The organism is Mycobacterium sp. IDUB_19 (genome assembly GCF_055419445.1).
This window is the reverse complement of record NZ_JBVAXR010000035.1, coordinates 18710-42560: the sequence shown is the minus strand read 5'-3', so window position 1 is coordinate 42560 and position 23851 is coordinate 18710. Positions and strand designations below refer to the sequence as shown.

The window sequence follows — 23851 nt, the reverse complement described above, 5'->3', positions numbered from 1 at the left end:
GCGTAGATCGGCCCGGAAATCGACGCGCCTCGTTGTCAACCGCGCGTCGACGGCACCGCAGGCGCCGGTTACCCTCAACTCAGCCACCGAAGCCGCCGACGTTCAGGTATTGAAACCCGCTCTGCGACAAACGAAACCAAAAATCTCGACCAAGGCAACTGCGACTGGCGACTGGGCGTTTGGAGCTACCGTTGCCTGTCAGCGCTGTCGGCATCAACCTCGCCGCTCTGCGACTTCGCTTTCCGAATTCGGTTGGGCGCCAACACCGCTAGCACGATCATTGACAGCCCTACGCATGCACCCGTGACCGCGAGCACCATATTGCGTGCTCGGTTATTGCGGTCTGGCCGCGGCGGATTCGGTATGGGTCGGCCGACATCGGGATTCGGCATGTTCGCCAACGGTGGCAGTTGGTAGGTCAGCGCCGCTACCGGATCGATGACGCCGTACCCGCTCGCGGTGTTAGGGCCTGCTCCCCCGGTGTGGGCCGTGCGTTTGATGAGTTCCATGACCTGGCCGGCACCCAGTGCGGGGAAGCGTGAGCGCACCAGTGCCACCACACCCGCGACGAATGGCGCGGCAAAGCTCGTGCCGTTGATTGGCACCAAGCCGCGCTGGTCTTGCCAGGCATTGATCAGTCCCGGACCGCTGGGATCCAACGACACGATCTGCTCCCCGGGAGCCGCGACGCCGACCCAGGGACCTCGAAGGCTGAACTCGGCCGGAGCACCTGACGGCGTCAACGCAGCGACGGTGAGCACATAGTCAGAAAACCACGCCGGGCTGGCGATCGTTTGAACGGAGTCCCATTGCCGCCGTATCGGCAGGTTGGGGTCACCAACCGTGTTCTGGGTGCCGCAGATTGACTGCTGTTTGACGTTTCCGGCGGCGGCCACCACCACCACGTTGCGCTCGAAGGCGTAGCGCAGCGCCAGGCCCAGTTCGGCGTCGTTCAAACCCGCGCCCACCGGCGCGCACGCCACCTCCGAGAGGTTAATTACTGTCGCGCCCAGGTCGACGGCCCGGGCAACGGCCAGGGCCAGGGTGTGGATGTTGCCATAACCAGGCGAGACCGCGTTGGGATCGTTCTGAACGGCGGCGGAACCCTTGACCGCGTACACACCGCTGTTCTGGCGGATAGACAGGATCGTCGCCTCCGGCGCCACCCCGGCAAACGCATCGTCGGGACTGGGAGCGGCCGCGATGATCCCCGCTACCAGGGTGCCGTGCGTGTCGCAATCCTCTAGACCGTCGGTCGACGACACGTAGTCACCGCCGCCCTCCAGGGCGAGCAGTCGCGGATGCCTGTTGACTCCTGTGTCGATGACCGCCACCTTCTGCCCGGCACCGCGGGAAAACCGCCAAGCGCTGGCGAAGTCGAGCTGGGCCTCGGCGCTCGGCTGCAGCCGGAAATCTGTCTGGGGCAAGACCCCACCGGCCCCGCACTCGGACTTTCGTTCCGTCGGGTCGGGCGCAGCGACCGGACCCGTCGGCGGCGGTCCGGGCGGCACAACCGGCGGTGGCACCGCCGAGACGGGCGGCGCCGCGAGCGCCGCCGTCCACAGCGCAGCCGCCAACAGTGCGCCCGATCGCCGAATGCTCCGGCTCACCGGGTCCCCAGCTGTGCGTAGACCCCAACAACCCACAGCCCCACCGGGATCAGCGCCGCGTACGCCGCGTAATGCAGATAGGCCCACGCGATTGCCCAGCGCTGCGTACGGTTGCTACCGGCCGCCTTCAACCTGGCCGCCGAAGTCACCGCGGCAACGGCCAGCAGCGTACCCAAACCCACCCATGCCATCACGGTGGTACCTCCCTGGGCGCTCACGCACCCCACAATCACCAGTACCACCGCGGGCACACCAAGCGATGCGCGTTCCAGCACGGTACCCGGTACCCGCGCATGCACACCCAACGCGGCCGCACACACTCCGGCGAAAACCAGCTCGGCCCAACGTATCTCCCGCCCGGCGGGCAGTGCCACCGCAACACCGCACACCACACTGCCCGCCAGACCGGCATACAGCGCAGATCCGGTAGCCGCCGCCAAGCGCACCCGTGCCCACACCGCTTCTGCCGTCGGCATCGCCGCAGACGAGGGAGCCGTGCCACCGGAACCGGTCGGCGGCGGCGTGGGCGTGGTCTGGCACATCGCCGCCTCCGCGACGGTGCCGGGCTTGTCAGTGGATGGTTCTACCCGTGCCAGCCTGTCCGTCAGCGTTGAAACCGTAAGGCAGGCGAGCGTGGCCACCACCGCCAAGACCACACCCATCCTCTGCGGACACACCCCCAGCGCGCAGCCGAGCACCGCCAACCCACTCGCCGCGAAGAAGACGCCGCTGGCGAGGTATCCCCAACGCCCGACCCCAATCGCCCAATAACAGCAGGCATTCAGCACCAACAGCACCGCGCACCCAACGGCTACGCCGTAATCGGCGAACCCTCGCACCAACGCCCACACAAGCGCGGCACCGATTGGGATAGCACACCAGCCGACGGCGGCCCCGACATCGGGTTGTCCATACGAACGGTGGGCCAGGGTCGCGCCACCGACCATCGCCACGACGAGAACGGCCGCCAACCCCGTGATGATCGCGCGCTTCGGTCCCAGAACAAGGAAGTACACCCAAATCAGCGAGGCGACACCGATCCCCGCGAACGACATCCACCGAGCGGCCGCGGCATTCCAGCCGGCGTACGCCGCCTTATTCAGCCGCGCCGCGGCATCCACCACGTCGTCATACAGGGTCGGCGCCGCGGGCGCCCGCCCGTCCATCAGCTGAAGCAACTCACCGTCGACCACACCGGCGGCGCGCAGGGTCTCCTCCGCTTGCAGCGCGACGACCGGATCGAGCCGGCTGAGTACCCAGAACGTGTCGCGCGCTGCCGCCCACGGCGTGTCCGCGGGTTCCTCGGCGTCACGCGAGCGCACCAGCTTTACCAGTTCTGGCACCAGACTTGCTACCGGAACATCCAGCGGCAACGCCACATCCAGCTGGGTGCGGCCGCCGACCACCGACACCCGGACATGCTCGGGCGCGCCGGATATCGCCGACGCGTGGTTGACTTCGCGGATACCGGTCACGGGTCGGGCATCCAGGACAGCTGGATTACACCGCTTTTCACGGTGCGTGATACCAGCATTCCTCTTCCCGGCGGCATCTCGGTCGGCTTGTATCCTCCGAAGAGGCCGCCCTCCTCCTTCGAACCGCTCATCACCAGACCGTTACACGACAGGTCCTTTAACCTGCCGATGATTGGGTCCATCATCGCCCGACCGGCTCCACCGATACGCCGGGTGATTACGGTCCGCAGCCCGATGTCGCGGGCCAGCGGAAGGTATTCGACCAGCGGGCTCAGCGGGTGATTAAGGGAACCACCCCCGATCAGATCGTAATCGTCGATGAGCACATACACCTCCGGTCCGCTCCACCACGAGCGTTCCTTGAGCTGTTGCGGGGTGATGTCGCTGGGGGGCAGGCGCTCCTTCAGCGACTCCGCCAGTGCCGTCATCAGATCGGAGCAGGATTGGGTCGCAGTGGCGTATCCGCCGATGTAATCTCCGTCAAACATGCCAAGCATGGAGCGCTGGAAATCGACCAGGATGATCTTGCATTCGGTGGGCGTCGCGTTTTCCATGATCCCTTGTCCGATGTTGCGCAACAGCCCCGTCTTGCCGCATTCACTGTCGCCGAACACGACAAGATGCGGCTGGGTGTCGAAGCGCAGTACGACTGGGGCGAGCTCGGCCTCGTCGATTCCGATGGCGATCTGCGACGTGCCGAGCAGCCCGGCTTGTCGGGCCGCCTCCACCACTGTGTTGCGGTCGACGTGGTGCGGCAGCATCCGCACCTGGGGAGCGGACCGTTCACCGTAATAGGCACCAACAGCTTCCACCGAATTCGCCACACCGGCAGCGAGATCGTCGGTGGCAGAGCTGGAGTCGAGCCTCGGCAACGCGACCAGCATGTGCAGGCGCTCGGCGCTCATACCGCGACCCGGCCGGCCGACCGGGACCAGCTCGGCGAACTTGCGGCCTACTTCGCTGTCGATGGGGTCACCCATCCGTAACTCGATGCGGGTACCCAGCATGTCCTTGACGGCCGGGCGGATCTCCATCCACCGGGTCGCCGAAATCGCCACGTGGATCCCGTAGGACAAGCCCTGGATCGCCAGCGACTGCAACATTGGTTCGAGGTAGTCGAAGTCACTTTTGATCGTCGCCCAGCCGTCCACCACGAGGACGACGTCGCCAAATTTGTCCTGACTCAACGGATCCTGCGCGGCGGCTTCGGGCGGCAGAGCCGCGAGTTGGGTTTTGCGCAGCCGGAAGTCGCGCATCGAGTCGATGCCAAGGTCACGGAACCGCTGTTCCCGCTCACGCAGGAGCCCGGACACTTCGGCGATGGTGCGTCGAATACGGTCGGCATCCATCCGGCCGGCGACCCCGCCTACGTGCGGCAGGCTCGCCAGGCTGCCCAAGGTGCCGCCGCCGAAGTCAAGACAGTAGAACTGGATCTGTTCGGGGGTGTGGGTGGCTGCGCCCGATACGATCATGGTGCGCAGCGTTGTCGATTTACCCGATTGCGGTCCGCCGACGACCGCGACGTTTCCCAGGGCACCCGACAGGTCGATCAAGAGAAGGTCCCGGCGCTGATCGTAGGGCCGGTCCACCAAACCCAGCGGCATCAGCAAGCGCCCGTTGACGTTTCGTGGATCGCTCCATGATGAATCGGGCAACAATTCGTTGACGGCGGGGCTTCGGTCCAGCGGCGGCAGCCACACCTCGTGGGCCGGGAGTCCGTGATCTCGCAGTCGGCTCACGACGACATCGAGCAGTGTGGTCTTGGTCGGGCGTGTCCGCGTCTCGGGCCGGGGTTCGGCGCTGGGTGTGTCCGCTTGGGCCAGTTGTTCGGGTGGGGGCGAATCCTTTTTTACCGGCGTTGCGGTGAACAGCTTCGTCGCCAGCGAGCCGGACGGCGAGGTGCGCCCGTTACGTTGCGAAACTCCCGGCTTGACGTACTCACCTGACACGTAGCAGGTGTTGAACCGGACGGGCTCGTCGGCATCGCATTTGAGAAACGCCGAACCCGGGATGCTGGGCAGATGGTAGGCGTCGGGCACACCGAGCACGCTTCGCGACTCGCCGGCGGAGAAGGTCTTGAGCCCGATCCGGTAGGACAGATGCGAGTCCAATCCGCGCAGCTTGCCCTGTTCCAGGCGCTGCGAAGCGAGGAGCAAATGGATGTGGAGTGATCGGCCGAGCCGACCGATCATGACGAATAGTTCCGCGAAATCTGGTTTCTGAGAAAGTAATTCGGAGAACTCATCGACGATGATGAACAGCGCGGGCAGCGGATCGAGCTCAGCGCCGTTGGCACGAGCACCTTCGTACTCGAGGACATTGGGAAACCCGGCCGAGCGCAGCAATTCCTGGCGCCGATTTATCTCCCCGGCGAGCGCATCGCGCATCCGGTCGACCAGGATCAGTTCATCTTCGAGGTTGGTGATGATCGCTGCGATGTGTGGCACCCCCTCCAACCCCAGAAAGGTCGCGCCCCCCTTGAAGTCGACCAGTACCAGGTTCAACGCCTCGGGCGAATGCGAGGTGACCATTGCCAGTACCAGGGTGCGCAGGAATTCGGATTTACCCGAGCCGGTGGCGCCGATGCACAACCCATGGGGGCCCATTCCCCCCTCGGCCGACTCTTTGATATCCAGCTCGAGCGGCTGTCCGTTCGGGGTGAACCCGATGGGCACCCGCAGTCGTTGCCGTGGTGAACGTTGCCGCCACACCTCCTCGGCGACGACTTCGGCGGCGTCAGGGATCTTGAGCAAGGCCATCAGGCCGGGGTCGGTGGCGCGCGAGTCCAACTCCATGCTGACGATGTGCGCCGCGTTCGCCAGGCGGTAACGGCTGAGGCGGCGAGCGGTGGCCTCAGCCTCCGCCAGACCCAGCTGATCTGGGGTCGCAAACCTTTCCACACCCGCCCTGGTGCGCGCTCCCACGTTGCCGGGCTCGACCATCAGTTGCAGTGTCCGGCTCGCACCCTGACCGTCCGGGGGGCCGGTCAGGTCGAGCACCGTGACGCTGTCCAGGCCGACATCGGTTACCAGGCGTTCGTCGCCGCTGACGTATCCGTCGTCGATCACCACCACCAACTGTCGCCGCCCTTGCGTCGGCTCGGCTGTGCGGCTGAACCGGCCGCGCTCTGCCAGATCGTCGGAAAACGCTTGCTCCAGCAGCTCGAGCGACGGGAACAACAGCCTCATTGGCCCCATCCCGTCGCGCAGCGTCGGGTGCTGCGCATGCGGAAGCCACTTGACCCAGCTCCAGTTCTGACCGTCGGGGTTGACCGTCACGACTGCGACCTGGATGTGGTCAGGTCCGTGGAATGTGCACAGTTCCAACAACATCGACCGAACCAACTGACGGGACAGCTTGCCGTCGCCTTCAAATGTAACGCTCGGAAAGGCACGCAGCGACACCGCGGTCGGCAGCGCATGCACTACCGAACGGGCCTTGACGAACCGGCGCAGGGCGACCGCGGAAACGGGTTCGAGGTCTTCGGGCGGCCCCGTCTCAGGGGCCAAAAACCGGGTCGCCAACCGGTGGGTGCCGATCCCCACGCGAACGTGGCAGAAGTCTTGATCGGAAGGACGGCGTTCCCACATCCGGCGGGTCCCCGCCAAATCGGCCAGCGCGCGCGGGTCGGGGTGACTCCACTCCAACACAGCACGTTGCTCATCGGCCGTCTGGTCCGCCTCGTCGCGAAGACCCGCAAGATAGCTGAAGTAGTCTTTGCGTTCCTCGTTGAGTTCGGCCGCGGCCTTCCCGGAACGCCCGCCTGCGCCACCGGTCAACATGCCGACCATCGCCATGACCATCATCATGGGATACATAAGGAACATCGGGTTTCGGGTCAGATCACGTCCGCCCACCGTGACCATCAAAGCCAGCATCCCAACCACCGCGACGATCATCACGAATGGCATCAGCTTCATCAGGAGCTTGCCGGGAATAACCCGCGGGACATCAGGCGGGGCCTGCAGGTTGACCTCACCGCCGGGCATGCGTGGCGGCGCTACCCGTAGGCGACGCACAAACCCTTGGGTCGCCATCGCACCTCCCATCTGATACGCAGTGTATCATTGTGTGCCACCGGTGGTAACCTCACACCGTCGCCGGGAAAGACACTGTAAGGGGTTGCGCTATTACGCTGCCGCTGCCTGACACTGCGCTATCGCTGCCGGACGTGAATGCCGAGGCGGACCAGGAGCCCGAACTCAGCCGCGTCACGGTGGTGGTCGGCCAACTGCGGCTCGACGTCGGGCTTCCCGACGACATGGGTGTCGCGGCGTTGGCCGACGACGTGATCAGGCTCGCCAACGCACAGTTGTCCGCCCAACGCGAGTCACCCGATGCCGAGTTCGACACCACCGAAGGCAAATGGACGTTGGCCCGCCTCGGGGCACAACCCTTCGACACGGAGCGGTCTCTGGCCGAGTTCAACGTCTGTGACGGCGAGGTGCTGGTGATCCACGAGGCCGGAATAGCCTGCGCCCCAAAGCTATTCGATGATCTCGATGTTGACAACCAGGAGCCCCTCAACGGCCAGCAACGCGCGTTGGTGCCCGACGCGCCGATGATCGGCTCTTTCACGGTGGCTCTGATTGCCTCGGTCGCGGCGGCGCTGCTGCTCGTTCGTCAATCCCCGGCACTGCCGGTGGTCGCCGCGGTGCTGGTCACCGGGGCGGTCGGCGCCATCGCAGCCTGCATCGCTGGGCATGGTTCGGCGAACGCCGCCGCGTCGCCGTGGCTAAGTGCCGTCGCGGTTCCACTGCTCTTCGCGGGAGCACTGCATATCGTTCCGGGCGCGTCCGCAGCCACTGCGCTGCCGGTCGCGTTCGGGATGATCGGGTTTGTTGCCCTGGTTGTCCTCCTGACGTCAGGCCGCGGCCGCTCGTTTCACACCGCTGTTATCGGACTTTCTGTTTTGGGCGTCGGCGCCACGGTCTCGGTGTTGCTATGGGCACCGCCGGCACGGACGGCCGGTGCGATACTGGCCACCGCGTCGGTCGTCGTGGTCTACCTTGCGCCCCGGGTGACGATTCTGCTGTCGAAGCTACCGGTCCCCCCCGTCCCGACTGCCGGGGAGCCACTCGACGACATCGAAACACAGGGCGGAACCACCGTGGAGGGCGTGAACGCGGTTGGCAAGCAAGTGATCCCGACCGAACAGGGCATGATTGAGCGCATCGGGCCGTCCAATCAATATCTGACCGGAATCGTTGCCGCAGCCACAGTCACCAGCGTGGTCGGCAGCTACCTGGCGATCGATGTGAGTAATGGGTTCTTCTGGCAGGGAACGGCTTTCGCGGTGGCGGTAGCATGTGTTCTGTGCTTGCGCGGCCGCAGTCACTACGATGTGGTTCAGTCGGCCACGTTGATCGGTGGCGGTTTGCTGACCGGGCTTGCACTCATTGCCAAGACGGCGGCCCATCTCGACGGTTGGCAAGTTAACGCCATGCTGGCCCTCGTCGTCGTGATTGGGCTCGTCGTCGCCTGCGGTGTGATCGCACCGCGGCTGGAGTTCTCACCGGTGATGAAACGTCAACTCGAGATCCTCGAATACTTGGCGATCACACTGCTGATTCCGTTGTGCCTTTGGATCACCCGGCTGTACGCCTTCTTTCGCGAGTTGCGCCTGTAGCGAAAGCTCAGCTCTTCGGGAGCTGCACCACCTGTCCGTTCGGGTCTGGCGGCGTTCCGTCATGGGCGATCAACGCCGCTTCTGCAGACAATTCCGGTCCGGGCGGTAGAAGCCAGATGAGCGGCCATGGGGCGAGCCGCGGTGTCGGGTTCTGCGCGTCGTGGTCCTTCACTCCGGTAACCCCCAACGCCGCCGCCGACGGTAGATCTTTGATCTCGAAGCGCATGCCGACATCGGAGACGTAGAACAGTGGGCCGAGAGCCCGGCTGTCCGGCCGAACGCCGGTGGCTTGGATGAACTCACCGGTGCCGGGCCTGAGGTAGACGCTGTCCAACCCCGGGCCACTACGGTCGGCGGTGGCCAGCCGCACCGGCTGTGCTTGGCGCGGCAGCGGCAGCCGGTTGCCCAGCAGCAGCCGGGTGGTGGCCCGGGTCGCGGTATCGGCGCGCTGCCACGCCAAGCACACCACAGGGTCTGGCTCGACTTCGGCGATCCGCGGAGAGGCAGCCGGATAGTGATCGACCTGCAGACTGTGCGCAACTGGCGCCGCACTGATCAGCGCCGGTGGCACGTCGCGCCAGCCTTGGACGGCGACCGGGGCACGGCCGCTGTACCGGATGATGTCTGCAGTGGTCTCCGAGATCGGCTGCAAACCCTCTCGCAGGACGACGTACAGGTGTTGGCCGCGTGAGTCCGCCATTTTCAGAATCGAACCCACCGGATACTCCGAACCCAGGTAGCCGGTGTTCTCCCCCATACTCGGGATGCTCACCGGCACTATCGGATTCACCAGCGGGATCGAGTTGAGCAGCCCCGGCGAAATATCGCGCATGTTGTTGCCGGTGAGGTGCAGGGCGCTCATCAGGACCGGATTGGTGACATCAATTGGGGCGCGCACACCCTGGTAAACCAAAAAGGCGGTGCCGCCGGACCTAGTCAGGATCACCTCCGCGGGACCGGCCGGCCGGATGTCGTCGCCGAGATCTGGATCGTCGGCCAGCACAGTCGTCTCGACACCCGTCGCCCCCGACGACTCTGTCACCGTCGGCGCTCGCGTGGTGTCACAGACCGTCCACGATGACCTGCCGGGATCGCCGCCGGCGCGGATACTGGTCGGTGCGCCAATAATCCCAACCATGGGGCCCAGGGCCAGTTGATCGAGGAATTTGTCATCGACTTCTTTAGGCGCCTCGCCCTTTCCGACAATCAAACGAGCCGAGGCCAGGTTCACGACCGGATGGACCCTATCCCCTATTCGAACGAACAGCGCACCATTTGACTTGCTCAGCAGTATCTGCGCATCGCCGAGGTTGGGGGTGGGTTTGAAGAACGCCAGCACACCGGCGGCGCCGACGATGAGCACGCCAACCACCAGACCGACCAGTAACGACCGCATCTGACCACGCATCGGGTCATGAATCATCCGCGAATCCGCCCGAATCAGCGCATGCTCAAGTCGCCGGATCAGGAACCGGTACCCGTTCACCTGGGCACGTGTGGTCACTTGCGCTGGCATTGACGCCTCATCATTCGCCGACAGCTGCTATGATACTCAGTGTATCGCAGTACTGGTGCACATAGAAAAATCCATGATGTCCTGCTCGCCAAAATCAAGGTGGCCATACCGTGCTCGGTGGTCCTACGCGCGCGCTGGCTGACAAGCCGGCCGCGTCCGATCAGCTTCTCGACAGCGTCGGGATCCTCCCGCAGCGATCGATGCCACTGGCCGACCTCCTAATGCTGCAAGCGTTCGTGGTGGGGGGGATCGTCGCGGACGGGCCCGTCAAATTCCGGGCCTGGCACGGAGCCGCGTTCGGTTTGGCGATTGCGATTTCATTTTTGTTGCGATTTCGTGGAATGACGTTGCCGCAGTGGGCCGTATTGCGATTGCGCTTTATTTGGGAACGCCGAGGTAGATTGGGCACCGTACCGATTGCTGAACCTTTTGATGCAGAGATGAGCGATGGGTCCAAGATCGGCTTCCGATGGGACGGAAAGGCGCTCCTATCGCTTCTGAAGATCGACGAAAATCCCCAAGCCATGACCGTGTTGGAACCCGGTATGACGGTGTCCGGGGAGATGTTGTCGATTCAGCTGATGGCCAGTTGTTTGCGCCAGTTCGATATCGCGCTGGATTCGATCGACGTGATCAGTCAAGGGGCCCGCTCGCATGGTCACAGTCCGATCGCCGCGGTCTACGATGCCGTCCTCGGTCCACTTCCAGCGATCGCCCGGCGCAGTGTATGGATCGCGTTGAGGTTTGATCCGTCTCTTTGCGCTGCCGCTGTGCGGCGCCGTGGCGGAGGACGCGAGGGGGTCCTCCGAACGGCGACCACAGCCACGCAGCGGGTGGCCAATCGATTGATCGAGGCCGGGATTCGGCCCCGGGTCATGACGTCAAGTGAAATCGTCCAAGCCACCAGCCAGTTGTCCGATGGCGTGAATTTGCGCGATGTTGATGAGACGTGGCTGACGTGCAAACAAAGACACTTTCACATGCGAAGCTTCCTCATCTCGTCCGCCATGCTCACCACGGCGGGAGTCGGTCTCCTGTGGACCATTCCAAGCTTCTCGACGACGCTGTGCGTCTCGTTACGGCGGGATGAGAAGCGTGATCTGGTGAAGGTCCGTGGTTTGGCTCGCTTCCATTCCCATGGGCGCAGCCAGATTTTCCTGCAGGGTTTGGAAGACCTTCCCGGCCAACAGTTCTCGGCCTTGGTTTCCACCTTGCCGGTTTCGCAGCCCAAAAGGCCCGTGGGTCGGTGGATGTGCGGCACGGGCGAGACGGGTTTGAAGAACCTCGCTTTACCCGCGTCGGGTTGCGGGCAGGTGATCGGGGCAGATCCACACGGGCGTGCGGTGGCGCTGCCGTTATTCGGTCCTCAGATCCGGCAGGTGGAGATCTGCGGCGGGCTGCACCTGGCACAACAGGTACTGCTACGTTCGCTGGCGCTGGGCGCGCGCGTCCGAGTTCACACCAACCAGCCCGCGGCGTGGCGGGACATGGTCGAACGGGTCGGCGATCGGGGTCTGTTGTGGGTGGCCGACTTCGGGCGTGGATCCATCCAAGCCGGCTCGGAGCGCAACTATTCCGTGGAGATGTTCGACGGGCTCGCGGTGCAGTCGGTGCGCGCTGGGGTCACCACGATGGTGCTGCAGCCGCCAGACACCGCGCCGTCGGCGACTTTCGATGTGGCGCTGGAAGTCCTCGACACCGCCACCGACACCGTCAAGGTGAGCATGCGCGCGGGGTCGACGGTGGTGAGGATGGTGGCGACCGACGAAGAGTTGAGGTTCATCAGTCCATCGTTGGGTGCAGAACGCCGACGCCATTGGTGATGTACCTGTCGAAAATTACGCGCATCCGAAGCAGCGCAGATAGGAAGAGCGATCATGACCTACCTTTATGGCGGCCCCCATGGGGGCGAGGATCACTATGGGATGCAATCAGCGCCTGCATACGGCGGGAATCGGTCGCAGTTCACCGGCGCCGCCAACCAGCGCACGTCGTCGGGAAATCACATGGTCTGGGCAGTTCTGGTGCTCGGCGTGGCAACGTATGTCGTCAGCTGCGCTGCGCCGGCGCACCCAGGCGACACGGGATGGGGCGTGCGGTTCAGCACGTTGGCCGCGGTCGTCGCGGCGCTGGGTCTACTTCCCGGGCAGAGCCCTCGCACCAAATTGCTGATGGCCCTCGCGATGCCGGGATTCCTCGAGGCGCTGCGGCAGTTGATCATTGGCGACCAGCATCCCAGCTGGGGCATGATCGTCATCGTCATCGTCAACGCGCTGCAAGCCCTGACAGCGATTGCGGCCCTGCTGTCCCGGCCGACAGTGCCCAACACCGTCGATCCCGGGGTTGCCCCATACGACGCGTATGCCTACTACGCTCAATTCGCCCAGCAGTACTACGCGGCGAACGATCAACAGCTCCAGCAGCAGCCGGTTCAGGCGCAAGGAACGGCGTCGGTCGAAGCAGCGGTTCCCGCGCAGGCGCAGCAGTCCGCGGCGGAGCGCTCCGCGCTGTACGCGGAATACCTGGGCGCTCAGCAAACCGGACCGAAACCGGTTGCGTCGTCGCCGGACTCAGGCCGACGTATGCAAGCCGTCCAATCCGCGACCGGCACTGGCTTACGCTCCAGCGGCCCGGCCTCAGGCTTCCGACCGGGAATCGACCCTGCGACGGGGTCGGCCGGCTAATCGCCGTCATCGTGAAGCACCTCCGCGGATGCGGCACGGCATCGTCATGACCCCCGGAGGCTCCCATATTAGTCAACTACCGCCATAGCGGCCGAGATAGGCAAGCGTTCCAACTCGATTCCGATCGCCTAACCGTTTCCTGGGCTCCCAGGAATACTAGGTTTGACGGCGGCAGTGCCGAAGCCCGGGTAAGTCTGGGGTGACGGGATCCACGTCGGGCTAACGAATCGCTCACCGATATCCGGCAACCCACGCACCAGCCTCAGCGTCGGCCCTTCGAAGCCCTGCCCAACTCATCGGCCTCCAACTTGAACTGGTCAGCCACTAACCCATCTCCACTACCATCACCCCAGCAACCACAACACCACCGTCATCCACACCACACACCGAAAACACAAACCAACCAAAACCAGCGGCGCCGAACCGATGATCAGATTTCAGCGGGGAAGGAGTCGTTGCCGATCACCGCGTGGTTGGCCGAATAGACCGTCCGCTAGTCGATTACGAACCGCGAAGCGATCCCACCGAGCGTGGGCGCCGGGCGGCTCGGCGCTGGCGTGAGGTGAGTGTGCGAGGCGGTGACGCTGCTGGGCCGTCGGCAATGGATCGGGAGTTCATTGCGGCACTTCTTGGCGTGCTCCCACGATGTCCCGCGGCTCGCCAGCTCGGACTGCAGATCATCGAAGACAGACGGCACGCACTCATGCAAAGCTGACAGACCAGCTGCCGGGAGCCCCAACAAGCCGGTATCGACCTCCAGATTCATGACGTCATGGTCGCCCAAAGGATCGGTCCCGTCGAGGTATTCGATCACCACGATTCGCAGGGCACACACTAGGCCAAGTCGGATCCGACAACCAACGATCCAGGCACCGGTTTGTCGGAGTGCTGTTACACACTCGAGCGGGTCGTGGCTTGGGAACCACAGTTGGCCATCAAAGTCCACCCCCTCGTGGCGCCGGGCCCTCGCCACACCGACCCCGCTGATCTGCTGAAGCGTCTGCGTATGTATGCGTTCTGAATACCCTGCAGCGCAAGGCGTTCGCTCACGGCACCAATGCGGGTGCCTATCCCACGCCGGTGCTAGCGCATCCGCTGCCGTGGACCAAGATGCGACAGGCCTATCGACTACTCGGGCTGGCGCGCCGCCACGACCCAGATGCAGTCGATGACGCCTGCCGCCGCATCCCTAGACGCCGAGTTCATCGCCGTCGGGCTGATCGAGCCCATGCTCGCCCGTGGTGTGGGCGAGCAGTTGCCGCTGATCCCCAAACCGCGACCGGCGGCATCGCGATTCGTGCGCGCCAGCAGCGATTTCGGCGTGCGCAGGAACTCATGAGCGTCAGCCAACCGCGACACCCTGCCCGGACGACTCGCGCAGGCGCGATCAAATCGGCTACCGCACCACGAGTTTGGAAATGCTGCCGGCCGACGAGGTCACCCGCGGCAAGCGCCAATCCGCGCAACGCCGCGCCAAAGCCGCCCACCTGAACCCGCAGATGCAGCAACAGGGCTGGGCCGACACCGCCTCGGTCAACTTCGCCCGCAAACAGCGGGCCGAGCTAATCTCGCTGCGGTTTCACGCCGATGCCTACGACGTGCTCATCGTGGGACCGGTCGGGATCGAAAAAGCATTCCTGGACAACGCCGTAGGGCACATTGCTATGCGCGTCACCCCAGCCTGCATACCGAACGCGCCGACAAGCAATTCCAAACGTCTACGCGGCGCACGGCTCGCCGACAGCCACGAAAGACCATATGCGCCAACTGCACCGCGCGTGTGGCCGCCTTCAGGCCCGACGATGATAGCCTGCACCCGATAGAGTTCAGCATCGGAGGTGGCGGCGATCTGTTCAGACTTACCCTGCAATTTCGGCGATCCGGAAACCACTGCCGCCACCGCGATGGCTGTCCGCGCCGCCGCGGCCGCTATGGTTGCCTGCCCTACCGACGGACGGGCCCGAAGTTGACGGGAGCGTTGCTTGCGATGGCTGCCTTAACCTTGAGATCGGTCTCCATGGCGTCGGCGACCGCCAGGATGAGGTCGTGGTCACCCGCTTCGTCGTCGTAGGGATAAACCACCACCTCCCAGCCGAGCACCTTGACGCATGCGCGTGCGGGGGGCCCTGCAGGGGCGGTCGGGTCGGGCGTTTCGCACGGGATCGACCAAGTGCTGCGCGCTGCTTTCCGAGGTGAATGATGCAAGTCGCTGTTGCAGTTACAGGGCGTTGGCCCACGCCGCGGGCAGGTCACCCAGAATCGCGTCGAGCCGGTCGGTCCAGATGTCAACCGATGGTGGTGCGCCGAAATGCTGCTCGACGAGGTTGAACCGCTCGGCCGCCTCACGATACTCGGACAGACTGGCGAGGAACCGGCCGGCTCCGCTGCTCGATGACATCATCACCGGCACGCCTTGTTCGATTGCCTCGATCGCGACCAGGCCGAATGGCTCGACCCGGGAGGGCATGATGACCACCGTGGCCGAACGGATAATCGCCTGCAACTCTTCGGGATTCGAGGTCCGCGGCAGCACCTCGACCGCATCTGGCTCACCGACCAGGGCGGCCAGGTTGTCGCGCGATTGCCGCAGCGTCCGGGGGTCGCCACCAAGCGTCACCAGCCGTGTGTCGTGGCCGCGGTTGCGCCGTTCCGACACGATTCGAGCCGTCTCCTCGGCGCCCTTCAATGGGTCGTCCGTTCGGCCGAATAGCAACACCCGCTCCGCCGCGTCCGGCGAGGGCAGCGGTGGCTGCTCGGCCATTGTCAGACTGGGCCGCAACTCGTGGATCGATGCGCGCCCGGCCATCGACGAGGACACCAGTGCCTCGGCGGCCAGCACCGGTCCCACGCCCGACACCAAATGCGCATGGCGGGCTATGTAGATGTCGGCAGCCAGCTTGGCCCGACCGTATTGCGGGTCGCGCGCAAGGCTGTGAAACGCCATGGGCAACAGATGGATCAGGTGGATGCATTTGGCGTCGGGATAGCCGTGCTCGGCGGCGTGCACGGCGGCCAGGCCTCCGTCGTGGCCATGCCCGATGACCAAATCCACCGACTCCGGCAAATCCGCCAAGAAAGCGGCTAAGTCTAGGTAACGTGATGTCACGGGTTTGCCGTACTGTGGGCCGATCACTGCCACGCCGGGCGGCACCTCTGCCTCCGCCTCCCGTCTCACCCGGACGTAGACCTCGTGGCCGGCCTCCGCCAACCCGTGACACAACGCCATGTTCAACGTTTCCATGCCGTTGTTCCGAGCCCATCTGTCGCAGAACACCAAAATCCGCTGCCGAGGTGGCCCGGGCCTGTTTCCCTTGGATTTCATCGATGCTGGGCAGCCCCGACACCGCATCCGCCTTGCGGACGCGTGAATGCTGGGCGGGATAGTCCCGCCGCGTCCGCGCCAAGTCATCGGGACCGGCCGTGCCAGAGTCCGGGATGTTGCCGCCGTCGCCGGCCACCCCGCCGAGATGGCCGCCGCCGCGATAAGCACCCGCCCCGCCGCCGACAGTGTCGAGCGCTACGGCCGTGATTTCGCCCGCAGATCCTGTCCCGGTCCCTGTTCATTCGAGTCGGTCAGCGTCGATTTCCGGACCGCAGTGTGATGGTCGTACCGAAGGAATCCGTCCGCCAGGACCAAGCCGCCCTCGCAGAGCAGTTGCAAACCGAGGTCATTGGCGTTTGCGGTCGCCCAGTAGTGACCATTCTGGTCGTGCATGGCGAGCAAGCGACCGTATACCGCTTTGATCTCTCCGGCGGCGGCGACAGGCGCACCGGCGAAGAACGACGAATGGTGCAGGCGGCCGGAGATTTCGCTGGTGGCGGCGTAGAGATTGCCGCCGCGATCCATCACGAACATCGCCCAATCGGGGGCGTGGAACGGTGTGCCGTCGGCCGCGCGGTAGAGCCGGCCATCGGGCTTGACGAACACGCGTGTCGCCTCGAGTTCGGCCGCAGACAGATAGTGCACCCGGACGAAGTCCGAAAGATCCGGATCGTTTTCGCTGTGATACTCCTCGCGCAGCCGGTGGCTCGCGGTCAGGTGGGATCCTGTGCGTGCGGGCGGGATTCGGTCGACCGGGACATCGCGCGGCACCGAGCACCAGTACCCTTCTGTATCCTGCCAGTACGTCACCTCGGTTCCTTGCCACCAACCCGATTCGATCGTGTCGGACCGGACTTCTGGCGAATCGATCTCGGACAGCTGGATCTTGTCGTGCAGGTCGACTCGGCCGGCCAGGTACTGAATTTGTGCGCCCCGCTGCGTGAGCGCGACGGCGAACTCAGGGAACTGATCCAGCGCTGCGGTCAACGCCGCGTCATGATCCGACCCCTCCCAGTTGACGATGACAACGCGCGGATGCTCCCCACCGACCAGGCCGTCGCGTTTGTTGAACGCGCGGGCGCCGACCGCCTCGATCGCGCCACGCGCAGCGTCGTCCAGCGCGCCTTCGAACTCGTAGTTCGCGCTCTCCCAGAGAACTTCGAGTCCAGGCTGCCCCGGCAGTCGCACCACCCGCCACCGCACAAGGGGATCGGCGTAGTTGGGATCGGCCTGGCGGACGGTCGGATCCTCGGCGCGATACGCCCGCTGCGCCCGTGCGAAGTCATCGCCACCGCCTTCACACGACCGCGCTCCACCATCGCCAGCAGCTCCGCCGGCCCCACCACGATGGCGACTGTCACCGCCGCGATGATCGCCTGCCCCGCCGCCGGCTGTGCCGAGGTCCGGGTTGTTGGGCCCGTCGGTACCGTCGCGGCCGCCCGGGTGCGATTCCGACTTCGGGCCTGGGCCGCTGTCGTCGTGGTGGGCTTTGATGGCGCCGATTGGCTCGTAAGCGGCCAGTGGGTCTGGCTCGCGGGTGGCGACGGCGGGCGCCGGGTCGTCGGGGTCGCGGGCACGGCCGCTGCGGTGCAGCGTGCCGGACCGCCCGCCTGGGCGGGTGCCGGGGTCGTGGCGTTGGGTGAGCCGATGAGCCGGCTGCTGCTGTCGACCGGTCGCTGCGCTGTCCTGACGACCCACTGGCTGACTGCCAACCTCGGCCCGTTCGGCTTGCGCCGCAGGGTCCACACTGGCTGCGTGCGCGGCCTGTTCGGCGGGGGTGTCGCGGGTGCCCGGCTCGGTGTGTACGGCGGTGGTGGTGTCGAAACGACCCACAGCCGGCGCGCCGGCCGGCTCGGCGCTGGACGTGCCAGCCGGCGAGATATCCGCAGGTCCGGCGTGGGTATCCGGCGTTGGGCTTGACGGCCCGGCGTTTGGGCCGTAGCCCGCTGGCGAGGCAGGTGGGGTCGGCGAGGGCGGGCCCGCGGCTGTCGGTGCGGTGGGCGTCGGCGGGCTTGCAGCATTCGATGGGAGGGCCGGAGGGGCGACCGCGGGGCTGGAGGTGGCGGTGACGGACCCGGTGTCGGTCGCTGGCGAGGTGATCGATGGATCGAGGGTGTCCTCCGGGGGGTGTGCGCCAACCGAGGCGTGCGCGGCAGGCGGCGGCTCGAGCCCCGCAGTGAGGCTAGTGGCGGGCAGGTGCGCGGAGTCGGCCGCGGCGGGCGGTGTATGGGTGGTCGTCTCCACCGACCGCGCGCCCGGGTCCGCAACACCGGCCGAGGTATGCGACGGCGCGCCGGCGCCGAGCTCACCTGCAGCGACGGCTGGCTCGGCGGTGGGGGCAGGCGCCGAGGCGGTGCGAGCTTGTGGACCAGCATTATTGGCGGTTTCACCGGGCCAGGCGAAGGTGCCGTCGGGTTGTTTTTCAAAATGAAGAGTCGGGTGGGTGTCGATAGCGTTGGCGGGTACCGCGCTCTGGCTCGTCTCGGTGTCGAAAGCTGATGCGGCGGCCTCGGCGTGCCCGGGGGCAAACCCGCCAGCAAAACCCATCGCTGCACCCAAAAGCGTGTTGGCGCCCACATCATTGCCGCCGACCAAGTTGCCTGCCGCGTTGGCCGCCATGCCTGACGCCGAGCCGATCACCGCGCCTTTGAGGATGCGGAGCAGCAGAGTTCCGTCTTCCCCGAGCAGCTCACTCAGGTCGTGGCCGACCACGCCGGCGGCCATGCCGGACACCCCCATGGTCAACGCGGTTTTTCCCACTTCGCCCGGGTTGATCCCGTGGCGCCACCCCTCGGCGACTTGGAAGCCCTGCACCGCCAATTCTTGACCCGCCCCGATCGCCGCGCCGACCCCGCCTTCGACCAGCAGCCGCGCCACCGCCGTCCTGGACAGCCTGGCCGCTAGCGCGGCCCCGATCCGCTCTAACACCATCTCGACCAGCTCGCGAATCGTGCTCATGGCCAGCAATTCGGCGATCGGGATCTGGGCGAGCGAGGCGCCCAGGCTCGAGTCGGCGTTTAATAACGCCCAGGCAATCGTGGCCGCGGCGATGACCAGCGTGGAAATGGCCATTAGCTTGAAGTACTGGATCTCGGTGCCCAGATTGTCGGCAAGACCGGCCAGCGCCTCGATCGCGTCCACATCGTTGTGCAGCGAGTACTGACCGTTGAGCAACATGGCGAACTGGTGCGTGAACGCGTCGGCGGTGTCCCCGGTCAACACCGCTGCCGTTAGTGTTGACACCCCCGCCAGCTCTGAGATCAGATCCCGTAACTGCCCCGACGCGCTGCGCAAGATTTCGGCAATCTCGCGCATCCCGGTTTCGCTGGCCGGCGGATCGGGCCACTGCGGACACAAATCCCGCAAAAACCCCAGCCCCGGCGGAAACTCAATATCCATGACAGGAGCCCGTAGTCAGGTGCGACCCGATCGTTGGGATGGCGAAGAATTAGAGCTGGTCGGACCGCTGGGAAACGTCTGCGGTGTATTTCAGCTGGCTCGCGTAATAGTTCAGCAGCGTGGCTTTGGCGTGCACCGAAGCCGCCACCCGCGCCAATTGACTCACGAAACCATTCGGACCATCAGCGAACTGACCACCCAGCACACCCTCACCCCAACAGGGGCCCTTCGCGGCAATCTGAGTCTGCGCCGCCGACATCGCCCCGCTGGCACGAGAACCCAGCTCACCCACACGCGCCGACACCCGGCGCAGCTCATCCGGCTCCACACCAAATTGCTCAGCCCTCAACTCATCTCCTCAAAAATAGCGAGGCCGGGTTCGTCACCACCGTGGTCGCATAAACCACCGGAATACAGCACAGACGAACCCACTGCGGTGCGGCTTCAACCACGCACACCCAGCCCAGATGCCCCTACAGCCTCCAGGAACCGCCGAAACCGGCAACAATGGCGGAGAACATCGGAAAGGCCACGCGTGGCCTCTGACTCATGATACATTCTGTATCAAATCGGCTGCAGCAAACGGTGTAAACGCATTGTGAAAGAACCGTGTCATTGAACGATCCCAGGTTTCTTGGGAGTTTCCGATATTTGAAGGGACGGACGGGCTCAGCAGCCGACGATCGCAGGCGCACGCCAGCACGCATCCACTCGCGATGGCGGCGCCATTGACCGCGGCGACAGTGGGCCCCGGATAGCCGAATAACGCCTGGAACATGGCGGACAGGGCCCGGACCAGCCGATCGGTGTACTCCGACCCGACCTCCACCACGCGCTTGAGGTCAACCCCCGCGCTGAACGCCCGCCCCGCGCCGGTCACCACGAGCGGGCCAGCCCCCGACCGCCGCAGCTCACCGATCGCCTGGGTCAGCTCGTTGGCGAATTCGACGTCGATGGCGTTGACGGCCCCGACGTGAAAGTCAGCACTGCGACCGCGCCCGCGGCCTGAATCTCAATCACTTCCGCCCCTGCTGCCGGCAGATACCAGAACCACCGGATGTCGGTGTTCTCGTCGGTGGGGTAGCTCGCGCAGACGCGGTGGTAACCGTCGGCGATCTGCAGCGGCACACCGGCCGAGAAATCGCCACGGACCAGCAGGATCGGTGACAGCGGCTGGCGCTTCTTGATCTTGGCCAGGGTCCGTGGCCGCGTGTGGGTTGTCCTCGGAAAGCAGGCGCAGCTGCGCCGCCCGGAGAATGTTCTTGGCCTTCCTGTGCACGACGACCCCGGCCTGCAGCCGGTCGGTCAACTCCTTCACCACATGCGGCTCCGCGAGCAGATCCAGGTAGTCGCCGGCTGCCAGAAAGTCATGGGCCTCAGGCTTTCCATCCATTTAACGGTGGGCATCGGAACTCCATCCGATCGCCCAACGCCATTCCTGGCTCCGTTGACAGCGTCGTGGGCCCTTTCGCGCTCGCCGCGCCCGTGGTCGCGACAAGATCCATCCTGGACGATGGGCGCAGGCTGGGCGCAAGCATCCAGAAGGTGTTCCCGGCGCAGCGCGGAATGACGAGCTCCACGGCTCGTTTCCTGATTTCCCAGTACATTTCGGCGCCTTCCAGGCTTGACTTGTAGCCGCGACCGAGGCCATGACCCAGCTACGCCATTCCTCGAGTGCCATCGAGGCGCCGCCCGCCCGATATTAGGTACCATAACTGATGATACTGCGTGTATCACGATAAGGATTGAGCCGACATTCGGCTGATCACCGACCGGCTGGGATGATGCCCGACTTAGTCCCGGGCGGTCCACCATTTCCAGTCCACCCATACCGGCCGATCCGAAAAGATCCCCACGAGCAAGACGGCAGTTAACACACAATGCTCAAAAGTGTTGACGAGCAGTAGAAACCATGGTACATCATGTATCACTGGGGCAGTGATACATGATGTATCACTCCTACTTTGAGGAAGCGTGAGGGAATCCAATGACCTATGCAGGTACCCGCCAGGGAATCGAGGGGTTACAGGCTGCGGTAGCGGCCGCGCGCATGCGTGTGGTCTCCCATCCGCTGTACGCCAGTCTTGACGATTTGGGCGCCATCCACACCTTCATGGAGCATCATGTGTTCGCGGTGTGGGACTTCATGTCGCTGCTGAAGTCGCTTCAGCGTGAGCTGACCTGTGTGTCGTTGCCGTGGCTGCCCGTGGGGCCAAGGGCCACCCGTCGCCTCATCAACGACATCGTGCTGGTGGAGGAGAGCGACGAGTTGGGCGGGGGCTACTGGAGTCACTTCGAGCTTTACGTAGCGGCTATGGCGGAGGCGGGCGCGGATCGCTCGAGCGTTGACCGCTTCATTGACCTACTGCGGGTCGGCAATTCGGTACCTGATGCCTTGGCTGGTGCCGGTGTGCCGGGTCCGTCGGCGCGGTTTGTCAGCTCTACCTGGGATCTCGTGGAATCCGCGCCTCTGCATTGTCGGGCGGCTGCGTTCGCGTTTGGCCGCGAGGATCTGATCCCGGATATGTTCGCCCGGGTTGTTGCGGTCAATCGCGACAGCGGCGGGTTGAACACGTTTATCGAATATCTGGTGCGCCACATTGAAGTCGATGGTGAAGACCACTCTCCGATGGCGATGCAAATGCTGGTGGATCTGTGCGGTGAGGATGAGGTCAGATGGCAGGAATGCACGCAAGCGGCTGAGGCGGCCATTTCTGCGCGGCTGCAGCTTTGGGACGGTATCTTCGCCGCGATCGAAAGCGGGACGGTCGACAGTGATCCGTGGTTACGCCCCTCAGCGGAATGGTTCAGTGGCGAATGAAGCCGAGCGACAAGCCCGTTCACGACCCCGCCGTGCGCGGCGCAAGGCGACGACGCTGTTTGGCTGGAAGCGCCAGGCGCTGATCGACTCCTGGTCAAGGCCTGTCTCCGCTGCGCGCGGTTGAGGCCGTAATTAGCTGCGTTCGCACGCATGAGTTGCCAGGATCCGGCATGCGCTTATATGCGCCGTCGTGGGTCGGCAAAGGCCTCAGGTCACCTGCCGCTCACGCACGCTCGTAGGTCGGCTATTCGGCAGTGGAAGCCATTGGTAATAGGCAAAATTCGCGACCGCAACTCGTAGTATCCGCTTGGTGGTGTACGGCGACGTGGCTTCCCCATCGGCCTCCGGCCGATACGTTCGCCACCCTCGTGTGACCGTGAAACACGCGCCGGAGCTGGCACTGTTCGGACGAGTGCGGGCGATTAAGGCCTCCCCCCGGGGCCGGGTTTAGAGCCTGCCGGCTGGACGGTGTTCGGCCTCGCCGAATCCGTCGGCGATTGTCGCAGCAAGTCCCAGAAAAGCCTGTCGCGTCTTACGGTTCACCAAGTCGAGGGAGACTTCCCCGCCTTCAGCGAGGTGACGGTCGAAAGGCACACCGTGAACCGCGCGGACGTGCGAAAGAAAGTTGCCGGCGAGCCTGTCGATATCCAGGGGCATCGGCCCGGGCCGTACGCAATTGATCACAATCACCGCTTGGGATACCAGATGGTGATAACCATGCTGTTTCAGCCAATCCAGGGTGGCCAACCCACTGCGCGCAGCGTCGGCTGCAGGCGAGGTCACTATGATCAGAGCATCAGCCTCATCAAGGGTGCCCGCCATCGTCGAATGCACCAGACCGGTACCGCAATCGGTGAGGATAATGTTATAGAAGCGCTGCAACACATATAACGCTGTCCGATAGTCGGCCTCCGAAAAACCTTCCGACACGGCCGGATCACGTTCAGAGGCTAAAATCTCCAGTCGACTCAACCCCTGAGAAGTATGCCGGCGAATATCCGAGTATCGCACGATGTTCTTGTCCAACAACAGATCCTGCACGGTAGAGCGAGTCTCGATGGGCCCCCGCTGAGCCAGAGTGCCGAAGTCGGGATTGGCATCGAAGGCGATCACACGATCCCCCCGCAGCGAAGCAAACGTGACGCCCAGGCCTACAGTGACGGTGGTCTTGCCAACGCCGCCTTTCATGGACAAAACTGCGATTCTATAATCACCGTGGACTGGTTGATTGACTCGCTCGATCATGGCCTTCTGGCTGATATCGCGTTCCGATTCTCCGGGGTTGATCAGTCCCCGGCTTGCGCGATGGATCAGCTTTCGCCAGCCATGTTGCGGTGTTGGTCGGCGTCGAATCAGCCCCAGTTCGTCGTTAGTGGGCAGGTGCTCGCCCAGCTG

General features: G+C 64.6%; 14 protein-coding genes and 3 pseudogenes. 5 read left to right on the top strand and 12 right to left on the bottom strand.

The annotated features are described in order from the left end of the window. Window positions 1-185: 185 nt before the first annotated feature. The 3 genes from mycP to eccCa are packed head-to-tail and all read right to left on the bottom strand — an operon-like array spanning window position 186 to window position 7122. Window positions 186-1610: a type VII secretion-associated serine protease mycosin gene (gene mycP, locus ACZY0B_RS22010; protein WP_463766349.1), complete on the bottom strand. Its 1425-nt coding sequence runs from the start codon at window positions 1608-1610 to the stop codon at window positions 186-188. Further along, window positions 1607-3085 carry a type VII secretion integral membrane protein EccD gene (gene eccD, locus ACZY0B_RS22005; protein ID WP_463766348.1) on the bottom strand — a complete coding sequence of 493 codons (1479 nt, stop codon included), beginning with the start codon at window positions 3083-3085 and terminating at the stop codon, window positions 1607-1609. Before eccD (ACZY0B_RS22005) ends, mycP begins: the two co-directional genes overlap by 4 nt. Beyond that, complete coding sequence (gene eccCa / locus ACZY0B_RS22000) at window positions 3082-7122, bottom strand: type VII secretion protein EccCa (RefSeq protein ID WP_463766347.1); 4041 nt, start codon at window positions 7120-7122, stop codon at window positions 3082-3084. Before eccCa ends, eccD (ACZY0B_RS22005) begins: the two co-directional genes overlap by 4 nt. 134 nt (window positions 7123-7256) lie before the next feature. Here eccCa and eccD (ACZY0B_RS21995) point away from each other — a divergent pair, with 134 nt between their 5' ends. Then, window positions 7257-8714, top strand: coding sequence for a type VII secretion integral membrane protein EccD (gene eccD / locus ACZY0B_RS21995; RefSeq protein WP_463766346.1), 1458 nt, complete (start codon window positions 7257-7259; stop codon window positions 8712-8714). A gap of 7 nt (window positions 8715-8721) precedes the next feature. On the opposite strand, the gene eccB is transcribed toward eccD (ACZY0B_RS21995), so the two are convergent. Beyond that, a complete protein-coding gene (eccB, locus tag ACZY0B_RS21990) occupies window positions 8722-10230 on the bottom strand; it encodes a type VII secretion protein EccB (RefSeq protein ID WP_463766345.1) in 1509 nt (502 codons plus the stop codon). A gap of 200 nt (window positions 10231-10430) precedes the next feature. On the opposite strand from eccB, the gene eccE reads away from it, so the two are divergent. Then, window positions 10431-12053: a type VII secretion protein EccE gene (eccE, locus tag ACZY0B_RS21985; RefSeq protein ID WP_463766354.1), complete on the top strand. Its 1623-nt coding sequence runs from the start codon at window positions 10431-10433 to the stop codon at window positions 12051-12053. A 54-nt stretch (window positions 12054-12107) separates the two neighbouring features. After that, a complete protein-coding gene (locus ACZY0B_RS21980) occupies window positions 12108-12914 on the top strand; it encodes a DUF5336 domain-containing protein (RefSeq protein ID WP_463766344.1) in 807 nt (268 codons plus the stop codon). Window positions 12915-14042: 1128 nt separating this feature from the next. Here ACZY0B_RS21980 and ACZY0B_RS21975 read toward each other — a convergent pair. Continuing rightward, complete coding sequence (locus tag ACZY0B_RS21975; protein ID WP_463766343.1) at window positions 14043-14264, bottom strand: hypothetical protein; 222 nt, start codon at window positions 14262-14264, stop codon at window positions 14043-14045. A gap of 10 nt (window positions 14265-14274) precedes the next feature. Here ACZY0B_RS21975 and ACZY0B_RS21970 point away from each other — a divergent pair. Beyond that, window positions 14275-14690: pseudogene (locus tag ACZY0B_RS21970) on the top strand (ATP-binding protein); the annotation flags it as partial. A 168-nt stretch (window positions 14691-14858) separates the two neighbouring features. On the opposite strand, the gene ACZY0B_RS21965 reads toward ACZY0B_RS21970, so the two are convergent. From ACZY0B_RS21965 to ACZY0B_RS21940, 6 genes and pseudogenes are all read right to left on the bottom strand, one after another. Next, window positions 14859-14999: a hypothetical protein gene (locus tag ACZY0B_RS21965; RefSeq protein ID WP_463766342.1), complete on the bottom strand. Its 141-nt coding sequence runs from the start codon at window positions 14997-14999 to the stop codon at window positions 14859-14861. A 133-nt stretch (window positions 15000-15132) separates the two neighbouring features. Continuing rightward, window positions 15133-16236, bottom strand: coding sequence for a glycosyltransferase family 4 protein (locus ACZY0B_RS21960; protein ID WP_463766341.1), 1104 nt, complete (start codon window positions 16234-16236; stop codon window positions 15133-15135). 195 nt (window positions 16237-16431) lie between these two features. After that, window positions 16432-19635 (bottom strand): WXG100-like domain-containing protein, encoded by a 3204-nt coding sequence (locus ACZY0B_RS21955; protein ID WP_463766340.1) that lies wholly within the window; start codon window positions 19633-19635, stop codon window positions 16432-16434. Window positions 19636-19684: 49 nt separating this feature from the next. Next, on the bottom strand, window positions 19685-19984 hold the full coding sequence (locus ACZY0B_RS21950) for a hypothetical protein (RefSeq protein ID WP_463766339.1): 300 nt from the start codon (window positions 19982-19984) through the stop codon (window positions 19685-19687). 198 nt (window positions 19985-20182) lie between these two features. Further along, entirely contained in the window at window positions 20183-20545 is a 363-nt protein-coding gene (locus ACZY0B_RS21945) for an enoyl-CoA hydratase/isomerase family protein (protein ID WP_463766353.1), read from the bottom strand. Between the two features lie 146 nt (window positions 20546-20691). Next, window positions 20692-21042: pseudogene (locus ACZY0B_RS21940) on the bottom strand (hypothetical protein); the annotation flags it as partial. Between the two features lie 580 nt (window positions 21043-21622). Here ACZY0B_RS21940 and ACZY0B_RS21935 point away from each other — a divergent pair. Continuing rightward, the gene (locus tag ACZY0B_RS21935; protein WP_463766338.1) at window positions 21623-22456 is read left to right on the top strand and encodes a DUF3050 domain-containing protein; all 834 of its coding nucleotides are present in this window, start codon (window positions 21623-21625) and stop codon (window positions 22454-22456) included. 447 nt (window positions 22457-22903) lie between these two features. Here the strand turns inward: ACZY0B_RS21935 and ACZY0B_RS21930 are convergent. After that, a pseudogene (locus tag ACZY0B_RS21930) lies at window positions 22904-23833 on the bottom strand (MinD/ParA family ATP-binding protein); the annotation flags it as partial. Between the last annotated feature and the right edge of the window lie 18 nt (window positions 23834-23851).